Here is a 16,249-nt window from a genome sequence, read left to right as displayed (position 1 = left end):
TTCAGACCTCTTTCGGTGCGAGGACAAAGTCGAATTCGACATCCCAGTAAGGACCTTCAAAGCCAACTTCCGCAGATCGCGCCGGATCATCAACCCGGTTGAATTCGGCGATCAGGCTTTCTTTGACCCCAAATACCGCATCCGAATTGATATATTGGTCATCCGGATCAAAGATATGGGTGGTCAGGTCGTCGTAGCCGTCTTTGGATACTATGTAGTGTAGGTGTGCTGGTCGGTACGGGTGCCGTCCCAGACGCTTCAACAGATCGCCGACCGGCCCGTCATCCGGGATTGGGTAATTCTTTGGCCGCACCGCACGGAACCAATATGTCCCATCAGCACCGGTTGTGAAGACGCCGCGCAGATTGAAATCGGGCTGAATACCCTTCTGTTGAACGTCGTAAAAGCCATCATCATTGGCCTGCCAGACATCAATCTTGACGCCTTCCAACGGGTTGCCGTCTACATCGGTGACACGACCCCGCACCACCATGTCCTCACCCTTTTGGTCCAGACAAATGTTGTGCCCCATCTCATATTCCGGCGCGCCGCCCACGTGGAAAGGACCCAGAACAGTGTTCTCGGAGGCTCCGGTTGGGCGACGAGAATTCACGGCATCCACCAGCATCGACACGCCCAGAACGTCGGACAACAGAATATACTCCTGCCGCCAGTCATCGCACATGTGCCCGACCTTGGTCAGGAACATGATCGCCTCGAACCATTCCTGCTGTGTTGGTTCGATTTCTTTCACAGCTTCATGGAGCTTTCGGGTGATGACCTCCATCACTTGCTTCAGCCGTTCGCTTTCTGCGTTTTTGTTCCGTGCGGTGACGACCTCGGCCGAGTTTTCTTCGGTAAAGTATCCCATCTCATGCGAGTCCATTTTGGCCTCCTGACTTGTATAAGTTTGCTCCGGATTGGGTCATCGCGAAAGCACCTTGGTCAAAGCGCGGCGCAGTTCGGCTTCGGCGTCCGTAGCCATCTCGGCTGAGCGCCATGCGACGTGTTGATCAGGGCGGACCAACAAACAGCCCGTATCTGAAATCTCGGACGCCCGCGCCCAATCCCCGGTGTGGTCAACAAAGGTCTGGCGCGGGCCGATGACGTGACAGCGAATGGGCATGCCCAGCTCTTTCGCGATCATCTCGGCTGCTTTTACCCAGGCCTCGCCACCAATTCCGGTCAGCACAGTGAATTCTCCGCGACCGCACAAATCCAATGTTGAATGCTTGTTCCCAGTATCATGATCAAACACCCAGACATGCGGAATGCGCGCGCCGGGCCATGTCGTCGGCTGGTAGTGCAACTCAGCATCCTGATCAAAACCAGGGTTCGGTTGACCATCCGTTTCAATCGCACAAGAGTCGTAGCGTTGGTTCATTTCAACGCCATGCGCATCGAACTCATATTTCTTGAAGGCAATCGCCTCGCGGATGGCCTGTCTTTGTGCTGCGGCTTCAGGCGTTGATCCCGAGCGTGCCTCTAGGTTGCTTTGCATGACCTCTGGGTCGACGCCTTCGGCCATTCCGAGTGACTCAAAGATCGGTCCGAATTCGCCAATGGATTGATTGGCCCGTGTGACGATCTGCTTTGCCACTGGCGAACGTTCTTCGCTGTAGCTTTCCAGCAGGTTCTCTCCGGCATGGCCTTTCAGGACAGCCGCCAGTTTCCAGGCGAGGTTGAAGCTATCCTGAATCGACGTGTTCGACCCAAGCCCGTTTGACGGCGGATGGCGGTGCGCCGCGTCGCCCATGATGAAGACGCGATCTTTCTGCATATGGGTCGCGTACATGTTGTTGACGGTCCAGGTGTTGGCGCTGATCAGTTCGATCTCAAGCTCGGGGTCGCCAACAAGCTGGCGCGCTACCTGCGTTGCCATGGCCTCGTCAACTTCGGGTGCTGGTTGGTTGATGTCATAGCCCCAAACAATGAGCCATTCGTTCCAAGGGCGGACCATGCGGACCAAACCCATGCCGATGCCACCGACATTCGCACCCGGTTGCATCACCCAGTATAGGACCGAAGGCCGATGCGCGACATATTTACTGAGATCTGCCCGGAACAGGATGTTCATGGACCCGCCGACGCCCATCTGACCTTCGAAAGGCAGACCGGCATGTTCGGCGACCAGAGAATTGCCCCCATCCGCGCCCACCAGATATTTCGACCGGATCGTGATTTCTTCGCCCGACAAACGATCCAAACACGTCGTTGTCACACCATCTGCGTCTTGCTCATGTCGCAAGTATTCGGTGCTCATCCGCGCTTGCGTGCCTCGGCGGCAAGCGGTGCCAAACAGGATCGGTTCCATGAACGTCTGCGGCAGATCGTTCATCATCGTCGGGCTGGACAGCAGGTGCTCGGCCTTGGACAGAGGATGATTGCCCCAGCTTTTCATCCGTCCGATTTCCTCACCCGCGAGGCTTTCGCAGAACACATTTTCACCCATCAAGTCCTGATGCGCGGCATGCATATAGGCTTCGGCCTCGACCTCGTGACCAAGGTCGCGCAGCACCTCCATCGTGCGCTGATTGGTGATATGCGCGCGCGGCGTATTGGCCAGCCAGCGATAGCGGTTGATGACCATATTCTCGACGCCATAGCTCGACAGCAAAGCCGCCGTTGCAGACCCCGCAGGTCCGGTCCCGATAATCAGAACATCCGTTGTGATGGTGGCCATGTTACGCCTCCCTCTGTTTGTCAGATTGAATTGAGTTGAGGCCGTCCCTTGGGTTCGTCAGCACAAGGCGACGGCGCACAGGGAAAATCTGCAGCCCAGTCTTTTCTGAGATCAGCCCCCACAGACCGCGTGGTGCGAAAAGCATGACGGCGATCCCGATTAGACCAAGCACCATGAGATACCACGAGCCGTAGTCGGCCAGCAGGCTCTGCAAGATGAAGAAGATCAGCACGCCCAGGATCGGGCCTTCAATGGTGCCAATTCCGCCGATCACGACGATGAAGATCACATAGGCAGTCCAGTCGGTGACCGAGAACGCTGCATCCGGAGAGATGCGCAATTTCTGTACGTAAATCAGAGCACCGGTCAGCCCGGTTCCTGCGGCTGAGACCAAGTAGACCAGCCATTTCATCCGCACCGCATCGACGCCAACGGATTTCGCGGCTTCAACATTGTCACGTACTGCAGCAAGCGCCAGCCCGCGCTTTGTTCTGAGCAGCCAGTAGATGCCCGCAATCGTCGCGATCACCAGCGCCAAGGCCAGCCAATAGGTCAGGATGTCCCGCGCTGCTGCACCGCGAACGTCAAACGTGGTCTGTATCCATTCGGTGGCCCACATCTCACGCGTTGCGGTGCGCGGCAGAGAGGTTCCGGTGCCTCCGCCGAGCACTTTCCATTGCGCCACTAGCAGACGCATAACCTCGGCGATGACCCATGTGCCGATGGCGAAGTAAGCTCCTTGCAGGCGGAAGGCGAAAAAGGCTGTGGGTATGGCTACAATCAGGGCTGCAACACCGCCCAAAAGGATCGCCGGAACCGGGTCCATCCCCCAAAGGATGACACCGCCAAACATGGCGTAGGCTCCCATGCCTACGAAGGCTTGCTGCCCGACGGACACCAGCCCGCCATATCCTGCGAGCAGGTTCCAGAATTGCGCCAAAACCAACATAGTGAAGATAAAGAACAGGTCTTGGATCAATCCCCGGCTGGCAAAGGTTGGCAGCAGGATGAACAGAATGATCAGGGCGATACAGACCGCTCCTGCGCTGTAGGACGCGCGGGTCTGTGTCTGGACGCGGTACATTGCAGTATCAGTCATCAGTCCACCGCCCTTGGAAACAGGCCTCTGGGCTTGATCAGAAGCACGATGAGAAAGGCCAGATGACCGGCCAGGATTTGCCATTCGGGATTGATCGCCGCGCCGACAGTCTGAGCGACACCGATAATGATGCCTCCGACAAGCGTGCCCCATAGGCTGCCGAGGCCACCAATGATCACAGCCTCAAAGGCATAGATCAGGCGCGCTGGGCCGATATTGGGGTCAAAATTCGCCCGCATGCCCAGATAAAGCGCTGCCAAGGTCACCACGAGCATTGCGATGGCTGTAGCGCTGGCGAAAATACGTTCTGGGCGGATACCCATCAAACCCGCCGTCACCGCATCATCCGAGGTCGCGCGAAACGCGCGGCCCAACTCCGTGCGGTAGAAAAGTTGGTTCAGACCGACGATCACAAGGATCGCCGAGGCAAAGGTCAGCAGCGGCAGCACGCCGAGGTTCAGCCCGCCCATCTGAACGGACGCCGTTGCGATTTCACCCGCAGGCAGACGTTGGCTATCCGCCGAGAACCCTTCGAGTAATGCGTTCTGCAAGACGACAGACAAACCGAACGTCACGAGCAAGGGCGGCAGGATATCAGGCCCCAGCACGCGGTTCAGCACATGTCTCTGCAAGGCCCAGCCCACGCCAAACATAATCGGCGCGGCTATGATCGCGGCCAGAAACGGAGAAAGACCAAGCAGTGAGACCAGCAGAAGGATCAGATAGGCGGCAAAGACAATCAGATCGCCATGGGCCAAGTTGACCAATCGCATGATCCCGAACACGAGGCTCAGACCTGCGGCGAACAGCGCGTAGAGCCCGCCCAACAGAACGCCCTGAATGATGGTGTCGATCCAGATCATGCGGCGGCTCCTCCGAAATAGGCATCGTGAATGGCATCGCGGCTGAGCGTGTCTGCGGTGCCTTCCAGCGTGACGCGCCCCTCCATCATGCAGTAGACGCGGTCTGCGACTTTCATCGCTTGGCCGATGTCCTGCTCCACCACGATCAGGCTGGCCCCGGCCTCCTGAATGCGGGGGACGGCGTCGTAGATGTCCTTGATGACAACAGGTGCGAGCCCGAGGCTGATCTCATCGCACAGCAGAACGCGGGGATTGCTCATCAGCGCGCGGCCAATGGCCACCATCTGCTGTTGCCCGCCGGACAGGGCTGTGCCTGGGTGGTTGCGGCGCTCATTCAGGATCGGGAACAGATCGTAGATCGTTTGCAAGGACCAATGGCCCGAAACCTTTCGGCCATAGGTGCCGATCAGCAAGTTTTCCTCGACACTGAGAGAAGGAAACAGCCGACGCCCCTCGGGCACCATGGCCACTCCGCGCGCCATAATCTCGTCCGCGGCAAGACCTCCAATGGATTGGCCATCAAAACGCACCTGGTCAGGCCCGTTGGTCAGAACCCCCGAGATCGAGCGCATGAGGGTCGATTTCCCGGCCCCGTTTGCGCCGATGATGGCGACGGTTTCACCTTCGTTCAGGTGGACGTCCACTCCGAACAGGGCCTGGAAATCTCCGTAATGGGCGGTCAACGCGTGGGTTTCCAGCAGGCTCATCAGACTTCGATCCCCAGATAGATTTCTTTGACTTCCCGGCTGTTCATGATCTCGTCCGGATCGCCCAGACCGATGACCTTGCCGAAATCCAGAACCAGCAGCCGTTCAACGACTGAGGTGAGCGCATGCAGGACATGTTCGATCCAGATGATCGTGACGCCACTGCTATGCAGCCCTTTGATCGTGTTGATCAGCGCGGTGCATTCCGCGTCGGTCAGCCCCCCAGCGATTTCATCCAGCAGCAGCAGCTTAGGATTGGTTGCCATCGCACGGGCCAACTCCAACCGTTTGCGTTGCAACAGCCGCAATCCACCGGCCGTGTCATTGGCCACATCCAACAACTCCGTTTGCTCAAGAATGCGGGCGCAGTCCTGTTCGACCTCGTGTTCCGACTTGCTCTGCCCATGCGTTGCGGCCACCAGTAGGTTTTCGAACACCGTCAGATGATCAAACGGCTGAGGGATCTGGAACGAGCGCCCTATACCTGACAGGCAGCGTTGCATGGGGGGCACGCGGGTCACATCCGTCCCGTCAAAATGGATCGATCCCGCGTCAGAAGTCAGATTGCCCGTTATCAGATTGAACAGAGTCGACTTGCCCGCCCCATTCGGGCCAATGATCCCAAGGGCTTGCCCCTGCGCGACATCAAAACTGACATCGTCAGTGACAGTGAGCGCACCGAAGCTTTTTGAGACGTTTTTGAGCGAAAGAATGGTCATAGCCGTGTTCCTGCCCCGGACAGGGTCCGAGGCGTTGGTTTCATTGCGATCAGGAGATTTCTTCCATCACACCTGCGGTTGGAATCTCCAGCGCTGAAGAGTTGTCAACGATCACAAGGTCATAGCTGCCATTGTCGAGAAGCCTCCACTGCCCACCTACCAATGGTGTTTTTGCGACGTTCTGAGCGGCGAAGGGGGGCAGGCCCGCACCATCAAAAGCGATACGGCCGACAATCGAGTCCAGCTGCGTAGCTGCGATGGCTTCGGCCACTGCATCCCCATCACCCGCGTCATCAACCCGGCCCATAACGTTAGCTGCCATTTCGAACAGCGCGTGCACAAAACCGATGGGTTGGGTCCACTGACGGTTGGTGGCGGCCATGTACCCTTGTGCCAGTTCAGCCGAGCTTGCGCCGGTCAGCGATGACGAGAACGGATGGGTGGGGGACCACCAAACTTCAGAGCTCAGGTTGTTGCCTGCGTCGCCCAATGCTTCGACGGCTTGCGGGAACAAGATGGCCTTGCCGATGCTCGCGGCTTTCGGGGTGAAGCCTTGTTGCTTAGCCTGACTCCAAAAGGTGATGAAGTCGGGCGGGATCGGAACGCCGGTTACAATTTCAACATTTGCCTGTCGGAACGCATTGATCTGTGCCGAGAAATCATCGGTCAGGTTCTGATACCGTCCGGGGTCGGTCAGTGTGTATCCGAGCTCGGACAAGACCGGCGGAAAGCCAACATTCGGGTCGCCCCAGGCGTTGCCGTCACCATCATTTGGGAACAGAGCGCCGACTTGTTTGTTGGTCTCCAACTGGTTCCACATTGCCGTGAAGACCGAGATCACGTCCTCAAGGCCCCAGAAGAAGTGATAAGCGTAATAGAACGGCTCCCAACTGGCTGGATCACCGGGATTGCCCTGCTGGCCGATGAACCATGGCTGCCAGGGTGCAACAGTGGAAATACACGGCACTTCCTCAGCCTCACAGGTTGAGGCAACCGGGTTGGTGGTTTCGGGTGTCGAGGCAACCAACATCAGGTCGATCTCATCGTCCACGATCAGCTCGCCCGCGACATCTGCGGCGCGGTTCGGGTTCGACTGACTGTCCTTAACGATGACCTCAAAATTCGCACCGGCCTCGGCCGCGGCGAAGTCTTCCAAAATGTACCTGTCTGCCTCAGAGAACGCAGCCAAAGGCCCTGATTGTGGGCTAACGTAGCCTAGTTTGATCTTTGCGCCCTGAGCGATAGCGGGCGCGGCGAGCGTGCCGGCGGCCAGCCCGAGGCCGGTTGCAGCGCTGGATTTCAGCAATTTGCGTCGTGTGATCATGTGTCCCTCCCTTGACACGGTGAATTCAAACGCTGGGGGCGTTGCCCGCCCACGCGTTTTGAAGAAGCGCCCGCAGCCCATCAGCAGTGACCGGCTGCGGGTTCCAATACGGGTTCTTGAGTGCGATTTCTGTGGCGCGGTCCAGATCGGCCTCAGACAGGCCAAAGTCTTTTAGAGCCATCGGTGCGCCCATGGATTGGGAAAAACTCCAAAGCGCCTGGCCAGGCTCAGAGCCACCGAGAATATCTGACACGGGTGCCAGCAGGTCTGGCACACCCACTGCGTTGTAGGCGATGGCATGGGGCAAAATGATCGCATGGGTTTCCGCGTGTGGCAGATTGAAGGACCCGCCCAGCGTATGGCAAAGCTTGTGATGCAACGCCATTCCGACCAGACCAAGCACCGTACCGCAGGCCCATGCGCCACGCTGCGTTTCTTCTCTGGCTTTAAGGTCGTTGGGGTTTGCCACAACGGTCGGCAGGCCCTCCGCAAACGCTTTAAGGCCATCGATAGCCAATTCCGTGGTCTGATCCGTACGATCCTTGGCATAAAGCGCTTCAGCTGCATGAGCCATTGCGTTCAAGGCGCTGGTCACGGTCATTGCGGGTGGCAATGACGCCACAAGTTCGGGATCGTACAGAATGACCCGCGGCAGAACCTTCTGATCTGTCAGGGTGGTTTTGATGCCATCCTCAGTCTGACCCAGGATCGGAGTAGCCTCGCTGCCGGCATATGTGGTCGGGATGGTGATTTGCGGCAAACCTGTCCGAAGAGCAATCGCTTTGCCTAAGCCAATCGTCGAACCTCCACCGATAGAAACAATGCTATCGGCTTTGACTGACAACGCGTGTTCAACCGCTTCTTCAGTCACGTCGACAGGTGTGTGCATCGTTGCCCGGGTAAAGACACCTGCCGCTCGATCCCCAACAGATGTTGCAAGCTCCATTGCCATATCGACTTGCTGAGGCGTCGAAAGGATCAGCGCCTTGTTCGATCCCAGCTCCGCCAGCTCCGCGCAGATGTCGTAGCGCAAACCTGCGCCGAACCGGACTTTCTGGCCATTGATGCTGGTAGTGCTGAGAGCCATTGGGCGGGTTCCTGACAAGCGTTGGATTGCGGGTCTGGCGGGAACGCTAGCAGGCAAAGACAGCGCTCTTGATCGAATTATCGGCTGTTAATATAACTTTGGGGTATGAAGCTTGATCCAAGACATCTCGAGATTCTCGCGGCTATTGTCGAGGCCGGAGGGTTGACCGAAGGCGCTGCTTTACTTGGGAAATCTCAACCCAGTGTCTCCAGAAGTGTCTCGTTGTTAGAAGACCGAGTGGGGGAGCCTTTGTTCCTGCCCACCCGAAGGCCCTTGCAACCAACTGAGCTTGGTCTCGCTTTGGCTCAGGAGGGACAAAGAATTCTGAACGCGGGTCGTCATGCGAGCCGACTGGTCGACGAGCACCGTCAAGGCCTTGCTGGTGCGGTTCGGGTTGCTGGCACACCGATCTTCATGGACGGCGTCATCTCGAACGTGATTGCAGAGTTTCAGGCCGAGTACCCCAATATTCGGATCGACCAATCCTATGGGTACCCCACTGAACTTTTGTCCCAACTGTCCGCCGAAACTCTGGACCTCGCCATTCTTCCAATGCGCCCGGCCGACGTTTCTGATGAGTACGAATTTCGTCAAATTCTGCCTGGTCGAAACGTCATTGCGTGCCGCATTGGGCATCCATTGGCGCGCAAAAAAGAGGTAAAGCTGGAAGATATCACCGAGTTTTCCTGGATCGCGCCACCTGCGAACAGCCCGCTGTTTCGTGACTTGAGGAACACGCTGGACGGCATCGGTGTGCGCGACCTCAAAATCAGTTTCACAGGCGGGTCTTTGAGTGCGGTTGTCAACGTTCTGACGGGCTCAGATTCCCTAACCGTTTTGCCTTTTTCTGTAGTCTACATGATGCAAAAACAAAAAACCCTGACAGCGCTGCCGATAAAAATCGGTGATCCCGACCGACACTTGGGTTGCGTGACGCTAAGCGCCCGAAGCATGCCAGCTTCGTCAAACCGCGTGCTTGAGTTCATAAAACAGAAGTTCGAAATGCTTGATCGATTGATTTGTAACGCGGGATAATCTCACTGAACGCTCTAGCCTTCTAAAGACATGAGAGATTGAGTTTTTTCTCTAAAGCCTGCACGCAGTTTGTAACGGATGTTGTTCAACGTGCGCTGTCTCAGGAGGTCTTTTGTGTTTAATGGGCTTCTATTTTCCTTTTCATTTTGAGTCAGAACTGCTTGACGATTGAGTCAGAACTGCTTGACGATTGGGTCAGAATTGAATGGCGCGATTTACCCGTTTGTTGAGGTTTTTGGAAGTCGATTGAGGCAAGAGTCAGTGACGTTACAAAGCTCAGAATTTATTGGAGAAAACGGCGATTTTTTTCCTGTTATCCGCCAATCTTTCAAGTATCGTTCACACACCTTCAACGGCTCATTCCTTTCGCCGGCGGCAGTAGATTTGTTCAACAACAACGATCTATCTGGTCGCCTAAAAACGGGGCTTCCCTTGCCTCATCAGAACTTCAACCTGCGGTAACTTCGAGACAATCTCATCGGGCTCCGGGCTCTTATTTTTTGCCCGTCGCGACCCTCCGTTTCCTAAGCATAACGGTGGACCAGTTCAGTTGGGCAGTCCCACATAGATGAGTTGGACGCACTTAGCCTGCCTGAAGTGTTCTATGATGGAAGAAATCTTTGACGCTACGAAGGCGCCTGTAAGGAACTGCTCACAACAAGATCGACTCGTCGCATTTTGACAAACGGCGTTCAGAAGAAACTAAAATACAGGCCTAACCTATCGGTTCAATCCGTCGCGTAGTTCTTCACTCCACTTTCGTAGTTCATCGAGAAACCCAAGCGCCGTGCGGCCAAGGTCAGTGATAGAATACTGCACGGAAACCGGCGCGGTATCCATCACGTGTCGGCTCACCAGCCCCTGATCCTCTAGCTGGCGCAACCGCTCTGCGATCATCTTCTTGCTTGCTCCACCGATCATACGCGACAGATCGTTGAAACGTACGGGACCATCTTTGAGGTGCCACAAGATCGATCCGGTCCATTTTCCACCAATGATCCGCATACCTCTTTCGATTGCGCATGGCTCCAGACAGGCCTCTGAGACCTGCCGACGGCCCTTGGCGTCCTCTTCAATCCGCGCTCGCATCGTCATCCTTCCGCTCAGATAACTAGGTTACTAAAAGTATACTAGTTGATTTCTCACACCTGTATTCTCAAATGCTCTCTGAACCCCGCTAAAGTCAAGGGTTCAGAGATTGCACATATAGGATACGGACATGAGTAAAATCCTCATCGTGAACGGCACCCAGCCCTACGAATTCGCCCCCGGACAATTGAACGCCAGCCTCGTCGAACGCGCACGCAGAACGTTGGCCGCAATGGGCCAAGAAATACGCATGACCACCGTTGCTGATGGCTATGACGCAAATTCAGAGGTCGAGGCACATGTTTGGGCAGATACGGTCATCATGCAGTTCCCGGTAAACTGGATGGGCGTCCCATGGATCTTCAAAAAATATATGGATGAGGTCTACACAGCCGGAATGGATGGCCGCCTATGCACAGGCGACGGTCGCACCGCCGACGCACCGAAAGCCAATTACGGCATGGGTGGATCACTGAACGGAAAGACATACATGCTGTCGGTGACATTCAATGCGCCGAAAGAAGCATTCGACAACCCCGCCGAGCCGTTCTTTGCCGGAGCAAGCGTCGACGATCTGCTGCGCCCGATGCATCTGAACGCCAAGTTCTTCGGTATGCAGGCCCTACCGACATTCGCTGCCTTCGATGTTATGAAGAACCCCGAAATCGAGGCCGATTTCGCTCGATTTGACGCGCATCTGAAATCCACTTTTGTCGAGGTTGAACATGTCCCAGCCTGATATTCACCTGTATACCGCAGGCACGATGAACGGCTACAAGCCGGTCATTTTTCTGGAAGAGGCAGGTATCCCCTACGACCTGACCCATATCAACTTTTCCAAACAGGAACAGAAGGCGCCGGATTACTTAGCGCTGAATCCAAACGGAAAGATCCCAACGATTGAGGACCGCTCGGAAGGCCGTGCGATCTTCGAATCCGGCGCGATCCTGTGGCATCTGGCCGAGAAATACGGAAAATTCCTGCCGTCGGACCCGGTCAAGCGGTCCGAGGTTGTGCAGTGGATGCTGTTTCAGGTCGGCCATGTAGGCCCCATGATGGGACAGGCGATGTATTTCCAGCATATCGCCGCGCCAAATGGCCATGAAGAGCCGTTCTCGATCCGTCGCTACGTGGACGAAAGCCGCCGATTGATGGAGGTGATGAACACAAGGCTGGACGGGCGTGAATGGATTGCAGCGGACGAATACACCATCGCTGACATGATGCTGTACCCGTGGGCGCGTGCCTATGTCTGGGCCCGGGTGGATGTATCGGACCTTCCGCATCTGAACGCCTGGTTTGACCGTATCGATGCCCGGCCCGCTGTGCAGAGAGCGCTGACCATCCCCAAGGCTAACCCTCAGTTCTGGGACACCAGCGCAGATGCCAGCGCCTTTGCCAAGGAAAACGCGGCGCGTTTTTCCGGCGACGTGAAAGGAACCTAAGCCGTGTCAGATGCTCCCCCACTCCGTGTCGATGTCGTGTCAGACGTTGTTTGTCCGTGGTGTGTGATTGGTTACTACCAGCTGGCCAAAGCCGCACGCGACACCGGCGTCGAACTTGATCTCCACTGGCACCCGTTCGAGCTGAACCCTCAGATGGCAGAAGGCGGCGAGAACCTGCGCGACCATCTGGCATCGAAATACGGGACCACGTTGGAAGGGTCGATCCAGGCACGAGCCCGCCTGACTGAGATGGGCGCAGCACTGGGGTTCACGTTCAATTACGCCGATGACATGCGCATGTATAACACCTTCTGCGCGCATCAATTGATTGACTGGGCCGCCGAGCAAGGCAAAGGCCACGAAATGAAGCAGGCGCTTTTTTCGGCGTTCTTTACACACCGCGAGGACGTCTCTGACATAAAGGTTCTGGCCGATGCGGCCGCTGGCATCGGGCTGAACCACGCGGACGCGCAGGCAATGTTGCAAAGCCGTGACCGGACCGACCGCATACGCCAGAAAGAGCAATTCTGGATCAGCCGAGGTGTTCAGGGTGTGCCCGCAATGGTGTTCGACCAACGTCACCTAGTGACCGGCGCACAGGGCGAGGAAAACTACGCCCGCATCCTGTTACATCTGCAAGATAACAGGGCCGCGTGACGCGGGTGAGTGCCAGCCCGGGTTGCGTGGTTGCCGGGCGATCAACTGGGTGTCTTCCGGCATGCCCAAGTTCAACAACCGGCACGGGGGTAAGGTCGTTGTCTCCGCGGCAAAGTTATTTTTTAAAAGCAACTCAATCAAGGTGGCTGCATGTCGGCCACTACAGTCTGTTAACTCTCAAGAGTTTCCGATTTTTGGCACTGCATGACCATCCCATGTGGCGAAAGCCGCAACATCTTCAAGACCATGACCGCGCGCATGACTATGTCCGCTGGGCCGAGCTGTTTTATCACGGGTTCGAGCGGATTTTAAAGACGAGTGTATTGGTGGCTTGAGCGCCCGGACCGGACTGCCAACAGACCCCGAAACTCAAATCCGAAGGGGCACAGAACGTGTGGGCTAGATATGGCCGTACTGCGCGGTATTTGACAGCCATCGTTTGTCAACTTGAGCGACTGCTTCGAAAGTCGCACCTAAGAGCCACTGACAAGCAAGCAATCCAAGAAAATCTCACCTGGCTGCTTTCTTCCAAACAGACCTTGCACGGTTTTTTGAGAAAGCGATGGCGCCAACCACACGCTTTTCGATGGGCAACACGACCATCGCGGCAACGATGCTCAAAATGAAAGTGCTTAAGAACAAAAGCCAATTTGGCCAGTTTGGATCAGCATGTGCGATTCCAACACGTTGCACTGCCGCAACTGCAAAAACATGCAGCATGTAGATCGGTAGTGTCAGCGTACCTACGTAAGCCAACATGCGTGCTAACCGCGGTCGGAGTTTGAACTGAAATCCATACACAAGGCTTATCGTTCCAAACGTTATAAATGCCTGAATTGCTTTGATGACGGCCGTGGGATCCACATGCGAATTTTTTCCCGGCCGGGCACAATCGTTCGGGATGAAAACCCAACTGCGCCTTGGGACGAAGGCGTTTTCCCTTTTGCCGCTGATTGCCAGCCACTTTGGGAAACTCGGTGATATCGTTTTTGCAGCCTCGTATGCTTGGACTTATACTTACTGCATCGCGACAATGCGCGGATGACTCGCTCAAAGTGATTGACTGCTTCGTCCGCAACTCGAACCTTCGCCGAAACTTCGTGAGTGTCCGCCGCTGGTGAAAGCAGCCGTTCGGACTGGAAACTCCAAAACTTCAGTTTTCAATGACCGCTAATCGCGACAATGCAGATGTTCACCAAAATTGGGCTTAGGTCTGCTTCGAGCCCAAAGTATTGTTTACGGTTCGTCGCATGAATGTCAGCTTAGTCTTCACATCCGTTATGACGGCGCCACATGTTAGGATCGTGTCCTTCCGGCACGCTGGCACAGGGGTCATCCGAATACCCACGCAGTACATTGTACCTTTGGATTTGTTCGGCATTGAGAAGTTCGGGTGTCGAAAGATGTTGTGACAGATGGATAAACCGCAATGCAGCGCGTGCTTCTGCTGCCTCAGCAAGCAAGTTATGCAATGCGGTTTCGGATAGTTCGGAAGCGGCAAAAGCGTCGCTCAGTGCGGCCTCGGCAGCAATGAAACGTTCAGCAGCAGCGATGGCGGCCGTTTTCATCTCTTCAAAAAGCGCAGAGATCGCTGCCACTTGATCCGCTGAAAGGCTCAGCTCTTCTTGAAGCTCAAGTACATGCGCAGGGCCCGGTCGGCCATTCAACTCGGCTGGTAAGGCGAGCCCCCAGCCGCCCCCTCGACGAAGCTCTTCGATGTCCTGTTCCGAGAGGCTCTTGATCTCACGCTTTTCGAAGCCCGCATAAGGTGTGTTGCTGTGACCATGCTCGTGGTCCTGTGCCAGAGCGGCGAGTGGCAGGAACGCCAGAGCGATGATCGGCAATATCAATGATTGCATCGGTGTTTTCTTTCTTTTTGTCGTCCGCGAGGGGGATATGCACGAAGCTATTCACAATAGTCAGATCACATCACGACGAATGCAAGCTGACATTGGATTTGTTTTTCCGAACGGCAGATTTGTCCGCAACTCCGTCGTTGCCCCGATTTTGCTGAACGTCCGCTGTTTAGTAATAGCTACCGTTGAGGTTGGGGCCAGTTTATGGGTCCTGACCCTAATGTTTCGCCCGTTGCGGCCTGGGTTCAGATAGCACTGAGTAAGCAACAAGCCCGTAAATGCTGGTGTTAACGTAAAGCGCAGAAAGCCCGTAAGTCATTGATATTGTAATGGTGGAGCCTGGGGGAGTCGAACCCCCGACCTCTTGCATGCCATGCAAGCGCTCTCCCAACTGAGCTAAGGCCCCATCATGGTACCGTCGATGCGGTGAGCGGACGTTTAGGAGACAGTGACGGCGAGTGCAAGTCAAAAATGGAAATCCCGGCAACTTTCCGTTCAGACACAAAGTCGAATGAAAAAGGCGACCCGCGGGTCGCCTTTTGCTTGATCAGCTGTCTTCGTCCGACGACATGTCGGTGATGTCGTCCAAAGATACATCATCGTTATTGTCATCATCATCGTCCAGCAGATCGTCATCCAGTTCGACATCGACATTGTCGTCATCGTCCAGAACCAGATCTTCTTCCGACGCGTTTTCACGCGCTTTGACCGAAGCTGCATCTTCTGAATCCGCCGCGATCATGCGGCTTTTGGATGTTTCAAGCTCCACGATCTCGCCAGTGTAGGGGCTGATGATCGGGTCCTTGTTTAGGTCGTAGAACCGCTTACCGGTTGTCGGGCAAACGCGTTTTACGCCCCATTCTTCCTTGGGCATGTCAATTCCCCTTGATATCAGGTGAGTCGTCTAAATGATTCAGTCCACGTGCCACAGCTGGCGGGTACTGTCAAAGTCTTTGCGCAGGAGGTGTCGCGATATGGGAGAGCACGCATTGCCAGGGACGCCGCCGGTACCATTGAGGCTGCGCAAATCGGCCCGGGCGCGGCGTATCAGTTTACGTATTTCCCAACTGGATGGGCGGGTTACGTTGACCTACCCGATCGGAGTACCTGAAACCGAAGCCCTGAATTTTGCACGCACCAAGGAAGAGTGGATCCGTCAGCATCTGCAGGATCGACCGGATATGGCCCGGGTTCAGTTTGGGCAAACGATCCCAATTGAAGGCATTGATCGGCGAATCGTTCCGGCAACTGGTCGTCGCGTTTTGCTTCAGGCACATGAAGTCGCGGTTCCTGAAGGTGCCGAGGCGCGGAGATTGGCCCGGTTTCTAAAGGAGCTGGCCCGTGACCGTTTGTCTGGTGCGTGTGATGACTATGCTGCGATGCTTGGACGCCCGTATACAACGCTCAGCCTGCGCGACACGCGGTCCCGCTGGGGATCCTGCAGTTCGCACGGCGGCTTGATGTTCTCGTGGCGTCTTATACTGGCACCGCCTGAAGTGTTGCATTACGTGGCGGCCCATGAAGTGGCGCATCTGGCTGAGATGAATCATTCGCGCGCGTTTTGGGAACAGGTCGAGAAGATCTTTGGCCCGTATCAGAAACCCCGCCGCTGGTTGCGCGATAATGGGGCCGAATTGCATCGCTACAGGTTTGACGCTGATCCGAGTTGACCTTGCGCCATTTTG

At 55.8% G+C, this 16,249-nt stretch carries 16 protein-coding genes and 1 tRNA gene; 5 read left to right on the top strand and 12 right to left on the bottom strand.

The features are described 5' to 3' along the window. Position 1: 1 nt before the first annotated feature. The 8 genes from ACXADZ_RS14470 to ACXADZ_RS14435 are packed head-to-tail and all read right to left on the bottom strand — an operon-like array spanning position 2 to position 8,482. Positions 2-886 (bottom strand): intradiol ring-cleavage dioxygenase, encoded by an 885-nt coding sequence (locus tag ACXADZ_RS14470; protein WP_475197372.1) that lies wholly within the window; start codon positions 884-886, stop codon positions 2-4. Positions 887-925: 39 nt separating this feature from the next. After that, positions 926-2,683: an FAD-dependent oxidoreductase gene (locus ACXADZ_RS14465; protein ID WP_475197370.1), complete on the bottom strand. Its 1,758-nt coding sequence runs from the start codon at positions 2,681-2,683 to the stop codon at positions 926-928. 1 nt (position 2,684) lies between these two features. Next, complete coding sequence (locus ACXADZ_RS14460) at positions 2,685-3,782, bottom strand: branched-chain amino acid ABC transporter permease (RefSeq protein ID WP_475197367.1); 1,098 nt, start codon at positions 3,780-3,782, stop codon at positions 2,685-2,687. Next, positions 3,782-4,645: a branched-chain amino acid ABC transporter permease gene (locus tag ACXADZ_RS14455; RefSeq protein WP_171182525.1), complete on the bottom strand. Its 864-nt coding sequence runs from the start codon at positions 4,643-4,645 to the stop codon at positions 3,782-3,784. The genes ACXADZ_RS14460 and ACXADZ_RS14455 overlap by 1 nt, the downstream gene beginning before the upstream one ends. Next, on the bottom strand, positions 4,642-5,352 hold the full coding sequence (locus ACXADZ_RS14450) for an ABC transporter ATP-binding protein (protein WP_475197364.1): 711 nt from the start codon (positions 5,350-5,352) through the stop codon (positions 4,642-4,644). The genes ACXADZ_RS14455 and ACXADZ_RS14450 overlap by 4 nt, the downstream gene beginning before the upstream one ends. Then, positions 5,352-6,071 carry an ABC transporter ATP-binding protein gene (locus tag ACXADZ_RS14445; protein ID WP_475197362.1) on the bottom strand — a complete coding sequence of 240 codons (720 nt, stop codon included), beginning with the start codon at positions 6,069-6,071 and terminating at the stop codon, positions 5,352-5,354. Before ACXADZ_RS14445 ends, ACXADZ_RS14450 begins: the two co-directional genes overlap by 1 nt. A 49-nt stretch (positions 6,072-6,120) precedes the next feature. Beyond that, positions 6,121-7,395, bottom strand: a complete 1,275-nt coding sequence (locus ACXADZ_RS14440) for an ABC transporter substrate-binding protein (RefSeq protein WP_475197361.1) — start codon at positions 7,393-7,395, stop codon at positions 6,121-6,123. A 25-nt stretch (positions 7,396-7,420) separates the two neighbouring features. After that, positions 7,421-8,482 (bottom strand): maleylacetate reductase, encoded by a 1,062-nt coding sequence (locus ACXADZ_RS14435; protein ID WP_475197359.1) that lies wholly within the window; start codon positions 8,480-8,482, stop codon positions 7,421-7,423. A gap of 105 nt (positions 8,483-8,587) precedes the next feature. Between ACXADZ_RS14435 and ACXADZ_RS14430 the strand changes: the two genes are divergently transcribed. Further along, a complete protein-coding gene (locus tag ACXADZ_RS14430; RefSeq protein WP_475197355.1) occupies positions 8,588-9,517 on the top strand; it encodes a LysR family transcriptional regulator in 930 nt (309 codons plus the stop codon). Between the two features lie 720 nt (positions 9,518-10,237). Here ACXADZ_RS14430 and ACXADZ_RS14425 read toward each other — a convergent pair. Beyond that, positions 10,238-10,606 (bottom strand): winged helix-turn-helix transcriptional regulator, encoded by a 369-nt coding sequence (locus tag ACXADZ_RS14425; RefSeq protein WP_475197352.1) that lies wholly within the window; start codon positions 10,604-10,606, stop codon positions 10,238-10,240. 130 nt (positions 10,607-10,736) lie between these two features. Here ACXADZ_RS14425 and ACXADZ_RS14420 point away from each other — a divergent pair, with 130 nt between their 5' ends. From ACXADZ_RS14420 to ACXADZ_RS14410, 3 genes are read left to right on the top strand one after another with little or no spacing between them, the layout of a single operon-like run. Then, entirely contained in the window at positions 10,737-11,345 is a 609-nt protein-coding gene (locus ACXADZ_RS14420) for an NAD(P)H-dependent oxidoreductase (RefSeq protein ID WP_475197351.1), read from the top strand. After that, the gene (locus tag ACXADZ_RS14415) at positions 11,332-12,051 is read left to right on the top strand and encodes a glutathione S-transferase family protein (protein WP_475197350.1); all 720 of its coding nucleotides are present in this window, start codon (positions 11,332-11,334) and stop codon (positions 12,049-12,051) included. Before ACXADZ_RS14420 ends, ACXADZ_RS14415 begins: the two co-directional genes overlap by 14 nt. Positions 12,052-12,054: 3 nt before the next feature. Next, positions 12,055-12,708 carry a DsbA family oxidoreductase gene (locus tag ACXADZ_RS14410; RefSeq protein ID WP_475197348.1) on the top strand — a complete coding sequence of 218 codons (654 nt, stop codon included), beginning with the start codon at positions 12,055-12,057 and terminating at the stop codon, positions 12,706-12,708. Positions 12,709-13,970: 1,262 nt separating this feature from the next. Here the strand turns inward: ACXADZ_RS14410 and ACXADZ_RS14405 are convergent. From ACXADZ_RS14405 to ACXADZ_RS14395, 3 genes are all read right to left on the bottom strand, one after another. Then, a complete protein-coding gene (locus ACXADZ_RS14405; protein WP_475197347.1) occupies positions 13,971-14,567 on the bottom strand; it encodes a Spy/CpxP family protein refolding chaperone in 597 nt (198 codons plus the stop codon). A 327-nt stretch (positions 14,568-14,894) separates the two neighbouring features. Continuing rightward, positions 14,895-14,970: transfer RNA gene (locus ACXADZ_RS14400), tRNA-Ala, on the bottom strand. Positions 14,971-15,111: 141 nt separating this feature from the next. Continuing rightward, positions 15,112-15,438 carry a TIGR02300 family protein gene (locus ACXADZ_RS14395; RefSeq protein WP_171091794.1) on the bottom strand — a complete coding sequence of 109 codons (327 nt, stop codon included), beginning with the start codon at positions 15,436-15,438 and terminating at the stop codon, positions 15,112-15,114. A gap of 100 nt (positions 15,439-15,538) precedes the next feature. On the opposite strand from ACXADZ_RS14395, the gene ACXADZ_RS14390 reads away from it, so the two are divergent. After that, a complete protein-coding gene (locus tag ACXADZ_RS14390) occupies positions 15,539-16,234 on the top strand; it encodes a M48 family metallopeptidase (RefSeq protein WP_475197346.1) in 696 nt (231 codons plus the stop codon). The last annotated feature ends 15 nt before the right edge of the window (positions 16,235-16,249 follow it).

It is taken from the genome of Ruegeria sp. ABM4_193 (genome assembly GCF_056158705.1).
This window is presented reverse-complemented; position numbering and strand designations above follow the sequence as displayed.

What these genes read in the sequence shown, in the direction of transcription:
- ACXADZ_RS14465 (WP_475197370.1), bottom strand. Translation starts at nt 2,683, where the DNA reads ATGGCCACCATCACAACGGATGTTCTGATTATCGGGACCGGACCTGCG.
- ACXADZ_RS14450 (WP_475197364.1), bottom strand. Translation starts at nt 5,352, where the DNA reads ATGAGCCTGCTGGAAACCCACGCGTTGACCGCCCATTACGGAGATTTC.
- ACXADZ_RS14395 (WP_171091794.1), bottom strand. Translation starts at nt 15,438, where the DNA reads ATGCCCAAGGAAGAATGGGGCGTAAAACGCGTTTGCCCGACAACCGGT.
- ACXADZ_RS14420 (WP_475197351.1), top strand. Translation starts at nt 10,737, where the DNA reads ATGAGTAAAATCCTCATCGTGAACGGCACCCAGCCCTACGAATTCGCC.
- ACXADZ_RS14470 (WP_475197372.1), bottom strand. Translation starts at nt 886, where the DNA reads ATGGACTCGCATGAGATGGGATACTTTACCGAAGAAAACTCGGCCGAG.
- ACXADZ_RS14435 (WP_475197359.1), bottom strand. Translation starts at nt 8,482, where the DNA reads ATGGCTCTCAGCACTACCAGCATCAATGGCCAGAAAGTCCGGTTCGGC.
- ACXADZ_RS14425 (WP_475197352.1), bottom strand. Translation starts at nt 10,606, where the DNA reads ATGCGAGCGCGGATTGAAGAGGACGCCAAGGGCCGTCGGCAGGTCTCA.
- ACXADZ_RS14430 (WP_475197355.1), top strand. Translation starts at nt 8,588, where the DNA reads ATGAAGCTTGATCCAAGACATCTCGAGATTCTCGCGGCTATTGTCGAG.
- ACXADZ_RS14440 (WP_475197361.1), bottom strand. Translation starts at nt 7,395, where the DNA reads ATGATCACACGACGCAAATTGCTGAAATCCAGCGCTGCAACCGGCCTC.
- ACXADZ_RS14445 (WP_475197362.1), bottom strand. Translation starts at nt 6,071, where the DNA reads ATGACCATTCTTTCGCTCAAAAACGTCTCAAAAAGCTTCGGTGCGCTC.
- ACXADZ_RS14390 (WP_475197346.1), top strand. Translation starts at nt 15,539, where the DNA reads ATGGGAGAGCACGCATTGCCAGGGACGCCGCCGGTACCATTGAGGCTG.
- ACXADZ_RS14415 (WP_475197350.1), top strand. Translation starts at nt 11,332, where the DNA reads ATGTCCCAGCCTGATATTCACCTGTATACCGCAGGCACGATGAACGGC.
- ACXADZ_RS14405 (WP_475197347.1), bottom strand. Translation starts at nt 14,567, where the DNA reads ATGCAATCATTGATATTGCCGATCATCGCTCTGGCGTTCCTGCCACTC.
- ACXADZ_RS14455 (WP_171182525.1), bottom strand. Translation starts at nt 4,645, where the DNA reads ATGATCTGGATCGACACCATCATTCAGGGCGTTCTGTTGGGCGGGCTC.
- ACXADZ_RS14460 (WP_475197367.1), bottom strand. Translation starts at nt 3,782, where the DNA reads ATGACTGATACTGCAATGTACCGCGTCCAGACACAGACCCGCGCGTCC.